Source organism: Falsochrobactrum tianjinense (genome assembly GCF_019100495.1).
In the GTDB taxonomy this organism is placed as follows: Bacteria; Pseudomonadota; Alphaproteobacteria; order Rhizobiales; family Rhizobiaceae; genus Brucella; species Brucella tianjinense.
Genome location: NZ_JAHRVA010000001.1, coordinates 749,301 through 763,438 on the forward strand (window position 1 = coordinate 749,301; position 14,138 = coordinate 763,438).

Sequence of the window (14,138 nt, forward strand, 5' to 3'; positions counted from 1 at the left end):
AAAATGGCGGAACGGCAGGAAAATAGCGGAAAGCGCGACAAGCAGCGCTCAAACACGACAATTGCCGTGGCTTGTCTCGCTTTCTTTGTATGCATGGTCGGCGCGGCCTACGCTTCTGTGCCACTCTATCGCATTTTCTGTCAGGTGACCGGCTATGGCGGTACCACGCAGCGCGTGGAGCAGTATTCCGACACTATTCTCGACAAGACCATCAAGGTGCGTTTCGACGCCAATACCGCGAATGGCCTGCCATGGGATTTCAAGCCGGTGCAGCGCGAGGTGACGGTGCGCATTGGCGAAACCACCATGATCAAATATGAAGCGCGAAATATGTTCAGCGGCCCCACCTACGGGCGTGCGAGCTTCAATGTCGCGCCGGGCCGGGCCGGAGCCTATTTCAACAAGGTTGAATGCTTCTGCTTCACCGACACGACGCTGCAACCCGGCGAAGACATGGAAATGCCGGTTGTTTTCTTCGTCGATCCGGAATTCGTCAACGATCCGGACCTCAAGGATGTGAAGACGATCACGCTCTCATATACTTTCTTCCCGATTGAAAATCCGGGACCGGTCGCCGATGCGAAGGGCGCGGCTTCATCCGGTAACGGGAGCTGAGCACGGGAATTGCAGGGTGCGGCGATAATGCCGCAAAGACAAACGAATAAACCGGTTTTATGGTGAGAGCCGGTTTCGAATTGAAGACATATAGCAGTATCCGGAAAGGTTTCGGATAACAGATACGGGCGATATCCGACAGTAAAAATATCGGCCCTTGCAGCGAATGAGAAACTTGCCTGATCCCCCTTTCGGGGTTTATGCAGGAAGACACCTGAGAGGAATCCCCTGAGGGGATACATGGGGAGAGACATGGCGGACGTTCATCAAAAGAATCACGATTATCATATTATCGATCCCAGTCCCTGGCCGTTCATTGGTTCGATAGGCGCATTCTTGCTCGCCATTGGTGGCATTTCATGGATGCGTTACAATAGTTCCGGCGAGCTGGTTTTTTTCGGCGTCAATATTGTAACGCCATGGATTTTCTTCATCGGCGTCGCAGTTGTTCTCTACTGCATGTATGCTTGGTGGTCCGATACGATCAAGGAAGGCCATGAAGGCCATCATACGCGCGTGGTGTCGCTGCATCTACGCTATGGCATGATTATGTTCATCGTGTCTGAAGTCATGTTCTTCGCGGCATGGTTCTGGGCGTTCTTCGATGCGAGCCTGTTTCCTAACGAAGTGCATCAGGTGGCGCGTGCCGAATTCACCGGCGGTCAGTGGCCTCCAAAAGGCATCGAAGTTCTCGACCCGATGCATCTGCCGCTCTATAACACCGTAATTCTGCTTCTGTCGGGCACCACCTTGACCTGGGCGCACCATGCATTGCTGCATAATGACCGCAAGGGCATGATCTCCGGTCTGGCAATAACCGTCGCGCTTGGTATGCTGTTCTCTTTCGTGCAGGCCTATGAATATGTGTACGCACCGTTTGCGTTCAAGGATTCGATCTACGGTGCGACCTTCTTCATGGCGACCGGCTTCCATGGCTTCCATGTGATCATCGGCACGATCTTCCTGGCGGTCTGCCTGATTCGGGCAATCGGAGGCGATTTCACTCCGAAGCAGCACTTCGGCTTCGAAGCGGCAGCATGGTACTGGCATTTCGTCGACGTGGTCTGGCTGTTCCTCTTTTTCGCCATCTATGTCTGGGGTGGCTGGGGTGCGCCAATGCACGGCTGATCCAGCGCCAAACCTGTATTCTGAGGGCGGCCCTGGCGACATGGCCGCCTTTTATTTTTAAGACTCTGGGAGAGCACGCAATGTCGGATGACAATTCATACTCGCCGGTCGATCCGATCAGGAGCGGGCTTGTCGGGCATTGCCCGCACTGCGGCGAGGGACATCTCTTCAACGGATTCCTGACCGTGGCCCCGCGTTGCAATGTATGCGGTCTGGATTATGGTTTTGCCGATTCAGGCGATGGCCCGGCAGCTTTTGTGATCCTCATCATCGGCTTTATCGTGGTCGGCTCGGCGCTATGGATGGAAGTCAATTTCGGACCGCCGCTCTGGGTCCATTTCATCCTGTGGGTACCGCTGGCGATTATTCTCAGCCTGATCGCGATGCGTTGCATCAAGGGCGTTCTGATCAATATGCAATATCGCCACAAGGCGGCCCAGGGGCGTCTGGACCAGCATCCGGATAACGACAAATGATCCAGACACAAAACCCACGCCGGTTCCCGTGGGGCGTATTGATCGCATCGGCAGTCGTGCTGGCCATATTGCTGGTGCTCGGCACCTGGCAGGTGCAGCGGCTGTTGTGGAAGGAAACGCTGATCGCCTCGACGCAGCAGCGCATCCACGAACAGCCATTGCCGCTCGACGCGATGGAAAAGGCCTACCGGGAAGACGGAACCGTCGAATATCGCCCGATAACGGTTTCCGGTACTTTCATGCATCCGGGCGAGCGCCATTTTCTGGCGACCCATGCGGGCGAGGCGGGTTTTTATGTCTATACGCCGCTGCTGCTCGAAGACGGGCGCTTCGTGCTCGTCAATCGCGGCTTCGTCCCCTATGACAAAAAAGACCCCGAAACCCGCCTTGACGGACAGCTGGACGGCCCAGTGAGCATAACTGGTCTTGCGCGCGATCCCTTGAAGCAAAAACCCTCCTCGCTCATTCCCGACAATGATCTTGCGAAGAATGTTTTCTACTGGAAGGACTGGGCGGCGATGGCCGAAAGCGCCGGTCTGCCCGCGCTTGATGAAACCGTGCCTTTTTTCATCGATGCGGATGATAAGCCCAATCCGGGCGGATTGCCCAAGGGCGGTGTGACGATTATCGATTTTCCGAACAATCATCTGCAATATGCAGTGACGTGGTATGGCCTCGCTCTGGCGCTCATAGGGGTTGTCGGGACGTGGCTGTGGCGCCATCGGAGGTTGGTAAGGGGTTGACAATGGCCGCTTTGCGGCCCAACTCCGGGATTGGAATTTTTGCGTGCTTCAAGCTGCACTAAACCCTGTGAGAACACTTTATGTCTGACCAACGCCCCCCTCTGGAAATACGCCTTTGCGGCCCGCGCGGCTTTTGCGCAGGTGTTGACCGGGCTATCCAGATTGTCGTGCTGGCACTGAAGAAATATGGCGCTCCGGTCTATGTGCGCCACGAGATCGTGCATAATCGCTATGTGGTCGAGGGGCTGCAATCACGGGGCGCGATTTTCGTCGAGGAACTCGATGAGATCCCAGCGGAGCATCGCGGCCAACCGGTGGTCTTTTCCGCCCATGGCGTGCCGAAATCCGTGCCGGCGGATGCCGAATCCAAGAACCTCTTTTATCTCGACGCGACCTGCCCGTTGGTGTCCAAGGTGCACAAGCAGGCCATGCGCCATCAGCGCCTTGGCCGCCATGTCATTCTGATCGGCCATTCCGGCCACCCCGAAGTCATCGGCACGATGGGGCAATTGCCCGAAGGCGCAGTGACGCTGATCGAAACGGTCGAGGATGCGCGGACCTGCTCGTTTGCGGATGAGGACAATCTCGGCTTCGTCACCCAGACAACGCTCTCCGTGGATGACACAGCCGGTATCATCGAAGAGTTGCAGGCGCGGTTTCCCAAGCTCACCGCACCGGCGGCGGAATCGATCTGTTATGCCACCACCAACCGGCAGGATGCGGTACGTGCCGCAGCCCCCGGCTGCGATCTGTTCCTGATCGTCGGTGCGCCCAACTCGTCCAATTCCCGACGTCTAGTGGAAGTGGCGGTAAAGGCTGGCGCGCGCATGTCTCTGCTGGTGCAGCGCGCCGCTGAAATCGAATGGGGCAAGCTTGGCGATATTTCCGTGGTTGGCCTTTCGGCAGGCGCTTCGGCGCCGGAAATCATCGTCGATGAAATCATCGACGCATTCCGCCAGCGCTTCGATGCGAAGATAGAACTGGCTGAGACGGTCGTAGAAACCGAGAATTTTCTCGTCAATCGTGAAATACGCGATGTAGAACTGACGACGAAGGATATGGCATTCGTCAACGGCGACAATCGAGTCGTCGCAATACCGAAATTTGCGCAGGGGAAATAAGCGGCATGGCCGTCTATACAGACATCAACGAAATCGAGCTTGGCGCATTTCTTGAGCAATATGATATCGGCACGCTGACCTCTTATAAGGGCATTGCCGAGGGCGTGGAGAATACCAACTATCTGCTGCATACGAGCGCGGGCGCTTTCATTCTCACGCTCTACGAAAAGCGGGTCAATCGCGGCGACTTGCCATTTTTCCTCAATCTGATGCAGCATCTGGCGCAGCGCGGTCTCGACTGCCCGCAGCCGGTGGTGCGGCGCGACGGCGCGGTGATCGGCGAGCTTGCGGGTCGTCCCGCGGCAATCGTCACATTTCTGGAAGGCGTGTGGATGCGCCGTCCCACGGTTGCCCATTGCGAAGCCGTGGGTGAAGGGCTGGCCCATATGCATCTTGCGGGCAGCGACTTCACCATGCGCCGCCGTAACGGCCTGACACTGCCCGACTGGCGTCCGCTGTGGGACCTGTCGAAAGAGCGCGCCGATACGGTCGAACCGGGGCTGGTGGCGGAGGCTGAAGCCGACCTCCTGTTCCTTGAAAAAAACTGGCCCACCGGCCTGCCCGAAGGCGTTATCCACGCCGATCTCTTCCCTGACAATGTGTTCTTCCTCGATGACAAGCTGTCGGGCTTCATCGATTTCTATTTCGCCTGCACGGATATTCTGGCCTATGACGTGGCCGTCTGCCTGAATGCATGGTGTTTCGAGAAGGACTTTTCCTTTAATCTCACCAAGGGAACGGCATTTTTGCGCGGTTATAATACCGTGCGTCCGCTGTCGCAGGCGGAAATCGAAGCCCTGCCGATCCTTGCGCGCGGTGCGGCGTTACGCTTCATGCTTACCCGTCTTTATGACTGGCTGACTGTACCCGATGGCAGCTTCGTGACCAAAAAAGACCCGATGGAATATGTCCGTCGCATGCGTTTCCACCGCCAGATCCGCTCAGCGAGCGAATATGGTCTGGCAATGCAGGGGGCGGTTGCGTGAAGCACATCGAAGCTTTTACGGATGGTGCCTGCTCTGGCAATCCTGGCCCCGGCGGCTGGGGCGCCGTGCTGCGCTGGAACGGCAACGAGAAGGAATTGAAGGGCGGCGAAGCCGACACCACCAATAACCGCATGGAGCTTATGGCGGCGATTTCCGCGCTCAGTGCGTTAAAGGAGCCATGCGAAGTCGACCTTTATACGGATTCGGTCTATGTGCGTGACGGCATTTCCGGCTGGATCGAAGGCTGGAAGCGCAATGGCTGGCGAACTTCGGCTAAAAAGCCGGTCAAGAATGCCGAACTCTGGCAGGCGCTGGACGAGGCGCGAAAGCCGCATACTGTCCGCTGGCACTGGGTCAAGGGACACGCTGGCCATCCCGAAAACGAGCGCGCCGATGAACTGGCCCGTGCAGGCATGGAGCCGTTTAAATATTCCGGCCATCATTCTCTGAAAGTAAAATAAAAGGGCGGCTTGTGCCGCCCTTCTTAGAGCGCGTTTCGATCTGACTGAATCAGATCGGCGCTCTAAATCAGAGCTGTTCGAGAAGCGCGCTTGCGCTGGATGTAACAGCCTGTCCCGGCTGCTCTTCGATGTTGAGCGCCTTGACCACGCCGTCTTCGATGATTGCCGAATAGCGCTTGGAACGCACACCGAGGCCACCGCCCGACAGGTCGAGATCAAGACCCGCGGCCCTGGCGAAATCGGCGCTGCCGTCGGCGAGGAAGAGGATCTTGCCTTCGCCGCCCGAAGCTTCGGCCCATGCGCCCATCACGAAAGGATCGTTGACGGCGACGACTGCAATCTGGTCCACACCCTTTGCGAGAATGGCGTCACGGTTTTCGAGATAACCGGGCAGGTGGTTGAGATTGCAGGTCGGGGTGAAAGCGCCCGGAACGGCAAAGAGAACGACCTTTTTGCCCTTGAAGACCTCGTCGGCGGTCATGTCCTTGACGCCGTCCGCCGTCTTTACCTTGAAGGTTGCTTCAGGCAGCCTGTCACCAACTTTGATCGTCATATTATCTCTCCTGGGAAGAATGAGGCGAATCGCCTTCGTAACGAAAAGCGCGCCACAGTTTAACGATTATATAAGTCGAACTTCAATCGAGTTTGACGCTGCCTGAAACCGCCTGGCCGTTTTGCACCAGCGTATAGTCGATTGCGGCTCCTGCTTTTGCGTTGCCGCGAAACTTGGCTGCAAAACGCGAATTTTGTTCCTGCACTTCGGGCACCGCGTCCAAAGGGCTCAATTCATTGCTTGCAATGAAAAGCTGCGCCGGAGCGGCAGCATCGGGCAGGGCGAGCTCGAATATGATCCGGTCTTGATGATGGCTGGCTTCACTGACGCCGAAATTGCTGGAGGCAGGGGAGGGCAGGCGGTCGAATGCGGTCTGGATGATCGTACGCGTTGCGATAGCCTGCGGTGAGGAGGCTTCTGCGCGCTCTGGTAGGGGAAGATCGAATTCGGCCAGCACGGGTATGCATATCTTCTCACAGATACCCAGAAAAACATTGCCCTTGAGGTGCTTGTCGCTCGGCTTGATCGTGAATGTCAGAGGCAACGAGACCGGCTGTGTATAGCCCACCCCCCCTTCATAGCCAGCGCCGAAGCGCACCGGAACCGGAAAGTCGATGCGTGCCTTGCCGTCGCCCGAAACGGTAATCTGGGGTGGCACGCCCGCATCGCCCGGATTTCGCCAATAGGTTTTCCAGCCCGGTCGCAATTCGATCTGCAACGCGCCGCGTAATTCGCCTTTGGTGCTGCTATCCTCGATGAGAATGCGAACCCGTCCGCCCGGCGTTTGCGTCCAGTCTGAGGTCGAAGCCTGCGCTGGCGCGAGCAGGGCGAGAAAGGCGATTGGCACAAGCAGGTGGGCTTTGATTTTCATGCCGTGAAGGTGGATTAAAATAATGGCTCCTTCAAGTCTCAGGGCATCGGTCGGTCACAAGATTTTCGCGTGAGGCTGAAATGATATTGTTATTTCGTGCAGGCTTGCTACCTTCTATATATGACCATTTTGCGGAAGCTGAATCAGGAGCAGGGGTTCTTGAACGGGCAATTCCTGCTTGCCATGCCCGGAATGAACGACGAGCGGTTTGCCCGTGCGGTGGTCTATATTTGCGCCCATTCCGAAGAAGGGGCGATGGGCTTCATCATCAACCAGCTTCAGCCGGTCGGCTTTCCCGAACTTCTTCAACAGATAGGCGTCATCGATGACGACGATCTGATCGTACTGCCCGAAAGTGCGCGGCATATGATCGTGCGCAATGGCGGTCCCGTCGACCGTTCGCGCGGGTTTGTGCTCCATACTGATGACTATATGGTGGATTCGACCATGCCGGTGGCAGAAGATGTCTGTCTGACCGCGACCGTCGATATTCTGCGTGCCATCTATGGCGGGCGGGGACCGGCGCAGGCGCTGATGACGCTCGGCTATTCCGGCTGGGCGCCGGGGCAGCTCGATCTGGAATTTACCGAAAATGGCTGGCTCACCTGTCCCGCCCCGATGGACATGCTTTTCGACAGCGACATTACCGGCAAATACGACCGGCTGATGGCCCAGATGGGCATCGATATGTCACGGCTCGTTTCCGACGCTGGCCACGCGTGACTTTTCCAAAACTCAGGCCGCGTCCGCGTCGAGCTGTTCCTTGATCATGCGGGTGGCTTCTTCGCGGCTTGATGGCTGGCCGAACATGAAGCTCTGCACATATTCGCAGCCCATCTGGCGCAATTGCAGCGCATCGCTTTCGCTTTCGACGCCTTCGGTGACAACGGCGAGGCCAAGGTCGTGGGCCATGCTCACGATGGAGCGCAGGAGCGTGGTTTTCTGCGGCTTGTCGCCCTTGACGAAAGAGCGGTCGATTTTGATGATATCGAACGGAAAGCGCGTAAGGTAGGCCAGCGACGAATAGCCAGTGCCGAAATCGTCGAGCGACAGGCCAATGCCCATCGTCTTGAGGCGCGTGAGCACATGCGCCGATTGCTCCGGATTTTCCATCAGCACGGATTCGGTCAGTTCCAGCTTGAGGCTGCCGGGACGAAGATGAATGCGCGAGAGCACCGAACGCACATCATTGATAAGGTCTTGCCGGATCAGTTGCGTGCTCGACAGATTGACCGAGACGAACAGTTCGATCTTCGGAAACTGCTCCTGCCATGCGAACAGATCTTCGGCGGAACGCTGGATGGCGAACAGGCCAAGCTGCACGATCAGGCCGGAGCTTTCAGCAATGGGGATGAATTCCGATGGCGAAATTGTACCCCGCCGTGGGTGTTCCCAGCGCATCAACGCTTCAAAACCGGCAATATCGCCTTCTTCCATCCTGACGATCGGCTGATAGACGAGGCTGATCTCGTCGCGCTCCAGTGCGCGGCGCAGATCGGATTCCAGTTGCAGCTTGTCGCTGCCGATGGCCCGGAAAGCCGGGCGGAAGGGTTCGATGCGGTCGCCGCCGAAGCGCTTGGCCTGATGCATGGCCAGTTCCGCATCCTTGACGAAGTCTTCTGCGGTGGAAGCGGTCTTTGTCCATGTGATGAGGCCGACAGAGGCCGTCAGCACGATTTCCCGCTTGGCATAGGCGATCGGCGCGCGAACCGCCTGACGCAGTGCTTCGGCAAAAGAGGCGATGCGGCCCGGATCGCTTTCAGAGGCAAGCAGCAGGCCGAACTGGTCGGAGGAAAGGCGCGAAAGCGTATCCTGCGGTTTCATCAGGCGCGAGAGGCGGCGCGAGATGGTGAGCAGGATGGTATCGCCTGCTGACATACCCAGACTGTCATTAACCTGCTTGAAGCGGTCTATATCGATGATGAAGACTGTTGGATGCAGCCTGCTTTCGCCGCGCGCCATGTTCATGACATTGCTCAGGCGGTCGAGGAAAAGCTCGCGATTGGGCAGGCCGGTGAGATTGTCGTGCACCGCATCATGCAGCAGCCGCTCTTCGGCTTTCTTCTGTTCGGTGACATTGATGAGCGTGCCCACGCAGCGTACGACCTCGCCATCCGAGCCGATCACCGGGCGCGCGCGCAGCGCATACCAGTGATAATGGCCGTCATTGGCACGCAGGCGAAAAATCTGGCCGATGCGCCCGCGCCGGTTTTCCAGAATGGCGTCGAGCGTTGAGCGGAAACGGTCACGGTCATCGCCATGCATCACGGGAAGCCAGTTGCGCACCGGCCCTTGCAGGGAACTGGCCGTGCTGCCCAGATAATTGGCGATGTCGGGCGTCGTCACCACGCGGTCGCGCGGGACATCCCAGTCCCAGACGATATCGCCTGCGCCGATGACGGCGAGCGCCTGCCGCTCCATGTCCGAGAGCAGCCCTTGCTGAAGCGCGCCGCCCGAAAAGGCGTGCTGCATGACGGTGAAGCCGATCAGAAGGACGATCAGCACCAGACCGCCGCCAAGTGCCGGCTGGATGATGTCATTATCGAGATTGCCGGAAACGGTCATCCATGCGCCCAGCAGCCAGATGAGCGTAAGAAGCCATGCCGGGATCAGCATGACCGCGCGATCATAGCCCTTGACAGCGAGATAGCCGATAATGGCGACCCCTGAAATCACGGTGAGGGTTAGGGATATGCGCGCGATGCCCGAAGCCACCGGCGGATCGAAGACCGCGACACCCGCCAGCGCCAGCAGGCCGAGCACCCATGTAATCGCGCCATAGCTGAAATGATCGTGCCAGCGATTGAGGTTGAGATAGGTGAAAAGGAAAATCACCAGCGAAGCGGCCAGCGCCACTTCGGTTCCGGCTCGCCAGATTTGCTCGCTGCCGGAAGTGATTTCCATCAGCTTGTTCCAGAAGCCGAAATCGACGCATATATAGGCGAGCACCGCCCAGGCGAGCGCCGCCGTAGCCGGGAAAAGCGAGGTCCCCTTGACCACGAAAAGAATGGTCAGGAACAGTGCCAGCAGGCCGGAAATGCCAAGCAAAATGCCGCGATAGAGCGTGTAGGAATTAACCGCATCCTTGTAGGCTTCCGGCTCCCATAGATAAAGTTGCGGCAGGTTGTGTGACGACAGTTCGGCGACGAAAGTAACCACCGTGCCCGGATTGAGCGTTATGCGGAAGACGTCCGCATCGGCGCTTGGCTGGCGATCGAGCGCGAAGCCTTCACTGGGCGTGATCGAGGAAATGCGCGGCGAGCCGAGATCGGGCCAGATAATGCCCGAATCGACCAGGCGGTAATGCGGTGCGACGATCAGGCGGTCGATTTGCTCGTCGGTCGGATTGGCAATGGAGAAAGCGGCCCAGTCACCGGAAGCGTTGGAATTGGGGTCGGCCTGTACTTCGATGCGGCGCACGATGCCATCCGCGCCGGGGGCGGTCGAAACCTGAACGCTTTCGCCCTGATTGCGTAGCAGCTCGACGGCGCGCGACAGATCAAGGGCAGTGTCTTCCTTGGAAATCTTGATTGATTCCGCGCTTGATGCATGCGTTGCCGAAAAGGTCAGAATAACGGCAAGCGCGACAAAGCGCACAAGACTTGTCAGCAACCTTTCTGTCAGACCGTTCACGAGCGTTCAACCTTGCCATTGATCATGCGTATGTCGCCTTCTATCAGGGCAAACAGCAGATGATCCTGCCAGAAGCCGTTTATCTTGAGATAAGAGCGCAAGAGTCCTTCTCTCTGAAATCCGGCTTTTTCGAGAAGCCGTATTGAACGAACATTATGCGGAATACAGGCAGCTTCAATCCGGTGCAACCTTAGTTCTGCGAATGCAAAGGAAATCGCCAGCGAGAGAGCTTCGGTCATATAGCCCTTGCCCGCGAATGGCGCGCCGCTCCAGTAGCCGATCATGCAGTTCTGCGCGACGCCGCGCCTTATATTGCCAAGCGTAATGCCGCCCACCAGTTGGCGGTCGCTGTTGCGGAAGATGAAGAACGGATAGCCGGTGCCGTCCGAAATTTCCTCCTGTACGCGCCTTATCCTGTGACGGAACGCACTTTTGGTGAGATCATCGTCAGCCCATGACGGCTCCCAAGGCGTGAGAAAGGCGCGGCTTTGTTCGCGCAGCCTGGCCCAGCCTGCAAAATCACCCATTGCCGGTTCGCGCAGATGAATGCGCGGACCGCGAAGGATAGTCGGATTACTGCGGCGGAATGGCAGGCCGATCATATCAGCCAGGGCAATAGGTGAATAAGGCAGTATGGCACTGGGAAGTTGAAGTGTGTACCAAGCATAACATACCGCCCTGTTCCCTTATGCCTATTCCCTTAAATAGCCATCTTCCTCGTATGAGCACTGGTCGAAAGAGCATCGCTGAGGCCATCGAAGCTCATCAGGCGTCCGACAGGACCGACACCGGCAATAGTGGGCTTGTTGTCTAGGAACAGGCGTCCCGCCAGGTCGGTCAGGCGCTTGGGCGTGATATGCGCCAGGCGATCCAGCAACTCACTATTGGCGACCGGGCGGCCATAAAGCAGCAACTGGCGCGCGATCTGGCCTGCGCGGCTTGCCGCACTTTCCTGCGACATGAGCAGGCTCGCACTATATTGCGCCCGCGCCCGATCGACTTCCTCGATGTCGATCGCGTCGGCTGCCTTGTGCAATTCCCCGATAATGACGGGCAGCAGTTCCACCAGTTCGTCACGCCCCGTCGCGGCATGAATGCCGAACAGGCCCGTATCGGAAAAGCCCCAGTGAAAAGCGTAGACCGAATAGCACAGGCCGCGCTTTTCGCGCACTTCCTGAAACAGGCGTGAAGACATGCCGCCGCCAAGGATCATTGACAGAAGCTGCGAGGCATAGAAATCGCGCACATGGTAGGCGCGGCCCTCAAAGCCGATGAGCACCTGTGCGTCCATCAAATCGCGATTCTCGCGAAAATCCCCGCCGACATAATGCGCCAGATCGAGAGTGGGGGCCGTGTTGAAGGCCCGGAAGCCGCCAAGCCGCTTTTCCACTTCGCGCACGAATTCGTCATGATGCACGCCGCCCGCTGCCGTCACGACCATGCGGTCGGCGCTGTATTGCTCGTCCATATATTGACGCAGATCGGCGGAAGTGAAAGAGGCCACAGTTTCCGGCTCGCCGAGAATGGCGCGTCCGAGGGGTTGATGGCGATAGGCGGTTTCGGCAAAACGGTCGAAGACGATATCGTCGGGCGTATCGTGCGCCGCGCCGATCTCCTGCATGATGACCTGCTTCTCGCGCTCCAGTTCGTCCTCGTCGAATTTGGGAGCTGTCATGATATCGGCAAGAATATCGATCGCCAGCGGCATGTCGTTGCGCAGCACCCTGGCATAATAGGACGTGGTTTCCACGCTGGTGGCCGCATTGATTTCACCGCCGACATTTTCGATGTCCGAGGCGATCTGCCACGCCGTGCGCTTATTCGTGCCCTTGAACGCCATGTGTTCGAGAAGATGGGCGATGCCATGCTTGTCCGGCGCTTCGTTTCTGGCGCCAGCCTTGACCCATATTCCCAAGGCGACGCTTTCCACATGTGGCATATTATCAGTGGCAATTGTCAAGCCGTTGGAAAGACGCGTTACTTCAACACCCATCAGAAAAATGCTCCCATAGTCCCATGCGGGTTCCTGCTCTTAATTCCGGCTTTATCACACGCGGGAATGGCGGCAGACGTATTCTTCCACGATTTTCAACTCGTTGTGAAGAACTGTGAAACTTTCTTTTCGTTGCATCAGGTCCGCAAGCCATGCCGGAAGCTGCGGCTCGACCCCGCATGCATCCCTTACGGCATCGGGGAACTTGGCCGGATGCGCAGTGGCCAGAATCACCATCGGGGCGGTGCCGGACACTTTTTCGCGAGCGACCTTCACGCCGATGGCTGAATGCGGATCGAGCAGATAACCATCGGATTCCAGTACGGATTTGATGGTTTTCGCTGTTTCGGCGACATTCGAGCGCCCGGCGAAAAACCCGCTACGAATGGCGGCAAGCGGCTTTTCCGAAAGGGTGAAGCCGCCTGACTGCCGGAGACCGTCCATCAGGCCGCGTACGGCTGCCGCATCGCGCCCATGCGCCTCGAACAACAGCCGCTCGAAATTGGATGAAATCTGGATATCCATCGACGGCGAGGTGGTCTGCGCCACGCCGCGCATTTCATAAGCGCCGCTCTCAAGCGTACGCGCAAGAATGTCGTTGTCGTTGGTCGCGATGATGAGCTGCTCGATGGGAAGGCCCATCTGCCTGGCGACAAAGCCCGCGAAAATATCGCCGAAATTGCCGGTTGGTACGGTGAAGGAGACCGGGCGGTCCGGCGCGCCGAGGCTCAAGGCGCTCGTGAAATAATAGACGATCTGCGGCATGATGCGCGCCCAGTTGATCGAATTCACGCCTGAAAGCGACATGCGATCCCGGAATTCGAGATCGTTGAACATGGCTTTGACAAGGTTCTGGCAATCATCGAAATTGCCTTCGATGGAAAGTGCATGCACATTGGTAAAGCCGGAACTGGTCATCTGGCGCTGCTGCACCGGCGACACGCGCTCATGCGGAAACAGGATGAAAATATCCACATTGTCGCGCCCGCCAAAGGCTTCGATAGCAGCGCCGCCGGTGTCGCCCGATGTCGCGCCCACGATTGTCGCCCGCTCGCCACGGCTCGCAAGAACATGGTCCATCATGCGCCCGAGCAACTGCATGGCGACATCCTTGAAGGCAAGGGTCGGGCCGTGGAACAACTCAAGAATGAATTCATTGCTGTCGGTCTGGACCAGCGGGCACACGGCGTCATGGCGGAATGTCCCATAGGCTTCACGCACCATGCGCTCGAAATCGGCCTGCGGAATTTCGCCGCCGATAAAAGGCGTCAGCACGGCCAGCGCGATATCCTCATAGGATTTTCCACGCAGCGCACGGATCTGTTCGGGTGAAAACTGCGGATATTCCTGCGGCAGATAGAGACCACCATCGCGGGCAAGTCCGGCGAGCAATGCATCGCTGAACCCCAGAACGGGCGCTTCTCCGCGTGTGCTGATATATTTCATTTCCAAGCCTTCAACTTCGGGTCAGGGTGGCAGTGAACCGCACAATGCAATAGAGCCTCCCTAAAAAAGCCGCAAGAATTAAAGCATCCTTTGAGGGATGGGGTTGCTCTTG

General features: G+C 57.7%; 14 protein-coding genes. 8 read left to right on the top strand and 6 right to left on the bottom strand.

Annotation, left to right across the window (positions count from 1 at the left end; all coding sequences use genetic code 11):
* Positions 1–3: 3 nt before the first annotated feature.
* From KUG47_RS03530 to rnhA, 7 genes are all read left to right on the top strand, one after another.
* A complete protein-coding gene (locus KUG47_RS03530; protein ID WP_217676544.1) occupies positions 4–615 on the top strand; it encodes a cytochrome c oxidase assembly protein in 612 nt (203 codons plus the stop codon).
* 252 nt (positions 616–867) lie between these two features.
* On the top strand, positions 868–1,743 hold the full coding sequence (locus KUG47_RS03535; RefSeq protein WP_217676545.1) for a cytochrome c oxidase subunit 3: 876 nt from the start codon (positions 868–870) through the stop codon (positions 1,741–1,743).
* Between the two features lie 80 nt (positions 1,744–1,823).
* On the top strand, positions 1,824–2,219 hold the full coding sequence (locus KUG47_RS03540; RefSeq protein WP_217676546.1) for a DUF983 domain-containing protein: 396 nt from the start codon (positions 1,824–1,826) through the stop codon (positions 2,217–2,219).
* The gene (locus KUG47_RS03545) at positions 2,216–2,962 is read left to right on the top strand and encodes an SURF1 family protein (protein ID WP_217676547.1); all 747 of its coding nucleotides are present in this window, start codon (positions 2,216–2,218) and stop codon (positions 2,960–2,962) included. Before KUG47_RS03540 ends, KUG47_RS03545 begins: the two co-directional genes overlap by 4 nt.
* Before the next feature lie 80 nt (positions 2,963–3,042).
* Positions 3,043–4,083, top strand: a complete 1,041-nt coding sequence (gene ispH / locus KUG47_RS03550; protein WP_217676548.1) for a 4-hydroxy-3-methylbut-2-enyl diphosphate reductase — start codon at positions 3,043–3,045, stop codon at positions 4,081–4,083.
* Between the two features lie 5 nt (positions 4,084–4,088).
* Positions 4,089–5,069, top strand: coding sequence for a homoserine kinase (locus tag KUG47_RS03555; protein ID WP_217676549.1), 981 nt, complete (start codon positions 4,089–4,091; stop codon positions 5,067–5,069).
* Positions 5,066–5,530, top strand: coding sequence for a ribonuclease HI (gene rnhA, locus KUG47_RS03560; RefSeq protein WP_217676550.1), 465 nt, complete (start codon positions 5,066–5,068; stop codon positions 5,528–5,530). Before KUG47_RS03555 ends, rnhA begins: the two co-directional genes overlap by 4 nt.
* 67 nt (positions 5,531–5,597) lie before the next feature.
* Here the strand turns inward: rnhA and KUG47_RS03565 are convergent, their stop codons facing one another.
* Together KUG47_RS03565 and KUG47_RS03570 are read right to left on the bottom strand one after the other, a co-directional pair.
* On the bottom strand, positions 5,598–6,083 hold the full coding sequence (locus tag KUG47_RS03565) for a peroxiredoxin (protein ID WP_217676551.1): 486 nt from the start codon (positions 6,081–6,083) through the stop codon (positions 5,598–5,600).
* Positions 6,084–6,165: 82 nt separating this feature from the next.
* Positions 6,166–6,954, bottom strand: coding sequence for a protein-disulfide reductase DsbD domain-containing protein (locus KUG47_RS03570; RefSeq protein ID WP_217676552.1), 789 nt, complete (start codon positions 6,952–6,954; stop codon positions 6,166–6,168).
* Between the two features lie 120 nt (positions 6,955–7,074).
* Here KUG47_RS03570 and KUG47_RS03575 point away from each other — a divergent pair, with 120 nt between their 5' ends.
* Positions 7,075–7,677 (top strand): YqgE/AlgH family protein, encoded by a 603-nt coding sequence (locus tag KUG47_RS03575; protein ID WP_217676553.1) that lies wholly within the window; start codon positions 7,075–7,077, stop codon positions 7,675–7,677.
* A gap of 12 nt (positions 7,678–7,689) precedes the next feature.
* On the opposite strand, the gene KUG47_RS03580 is transcribed toward KUG47_RS03575, so the two are convergent.
* From KUG47_RS03580 to thrC, 4 genes are all read right to left on the bottom strand, one after another.
* A complete protein-coding gene (locus KUG47_RS03580; RefSeq protein WP_217676554.1) occupies positions 7,690–10,587 on the bottom strand; it encodes an EAL domain-containing protein in 2,898 nt (965 codons plus the stop codon).
* Positions 10,584–11,189, bottom strand: coding sequence for a GNAT family N-acetyltransferase (locus tag KUG47_RS03585; protein WP_217676555.1), 606 nt, complete (start codon positions 11,187–11,189; stop codon positions 10,584–10,586). The genes KUG47_RS03580 and KUG47_RS03585 overlap by 4 nt, the downstream gene beginning before the upstream one ends.
* A 98-nt stretch (positions 11,190–11,287) precedes the next feature.
* Positions 11,288–12,580: a M16 family metallopeptidase gene (locus KUG47_RS03590; RefSeq protein WP_217676556.1), complete on the bottom strand. Its 1,293-nt coding sequence runs from the start codon at positions 12,578–12,580 to the stop codon at positions 11,288–11,290.
* Positions 12,581–12,634: 54 nt separating this feature from the next.
* Positions 12,635–14,026: a threonine synthase gene (gene thrC / locus KUG47_RS03595; protein WP_217676557.1), complete on the bottom strand. Its 1,392-nt coding sequence runs from the start codon at positions 14,024–14,026 to the stop codon at positions 12,635–12,637.
* Positions 14,027–14,138 lie beyond the last annotated feature (112 nt).

What these genes read in the sequence shown, in the direction of transcription:
- KUG47_RS03545 (WP_217676547.1), top strand. Translation starts at nt 2,216, where the DNA reads ATGATCCAGACACAAAACCCACGCCGGTTCCCGTGGGGCGTATTGATC.
- KUG47_RS03555 (WP_217676549.1), top strand. Translation starts at nt 4,089, where the DNA reads ATGGCCGTCTATACAGACATCAACGAAATCGAGCTTGGCGCATTTCTT.
- KUG47_RS03565 (WP_217676551.1), bottom strand. Translation starts at nt 6,083, where the DNA reads ATGACGATCAAAGTTGGTGACAGGCTGCCTGAAGCAACCTTCAAGGTA.
- thrC (WP_217676557.1), bottom strand. Translation starts at nt 14,026, where the DNA reads ATGAAATATATCAGCACACGCGGAGAAGCGCCCGTTCTGGGGTTCAGC.
- KUG47_RS03535 (WP_217676545.1), top strand. Translation starts at nt 868, where the DNA reads ATGGCGGACGTTCATCAAAAGAATCACGATTATCATATTATCGATCCC.
- ispH (WP_217676548.1), top strand. Translation starts at nt 3,043, where the DNA reads ATGTCTGACCAACGCCCCCCTCTGGAAATACGCCTTTGCGGCCCGCGC.
- KUG47_RS03570 (WP_217676552.1), bottom strand. Translation starts at nt 6,954, where the DNA reads ATGAAAATCAAAGCCCACCTGCTTGTGCCAATCGCCTTTCTCGCCCTG.
- KUG47_RS03575 (WP_217676553.1), top strand. Translation starts at nt 7,075, where the DNA reads ATGACCATTTTGCGGAAGCTGAATCAGGAGCAGGGGTTCTTGAACGGG.
- KUG47_RS03590 (WP_217676556.1), bottom strand. Translation starts at nt 12,580, where the DNA reads ATGGGTGTTGAAGTAACGCGTCTTTCCAACGGCTTGACAATTGCCACT.
- KUG47_RS03530 (WP_217676544.1), top strand. Translation starts at nt 4, where the DNA reads ATGGCGGAACGGCAGGAAAATAGCGGAAAGCGCGACAAGCAGCGCTCA.
- KUG47_RS03585 (WP_217676555.1), bottom strand. Translation starts at nt 11,189, where the DNA reads ATGATCGGCCTGCCATTCCGCCGCAGTAATCCGACTATCCTTCGCGGT.
- KUG47_RS03540 (WP_217676546.1), top strand. Translation starts at nt 1,824, where the DNA reads ATGTCGGATGACAATTCATACTCGCCGGTCGATCCGATCAGGAGCGGG.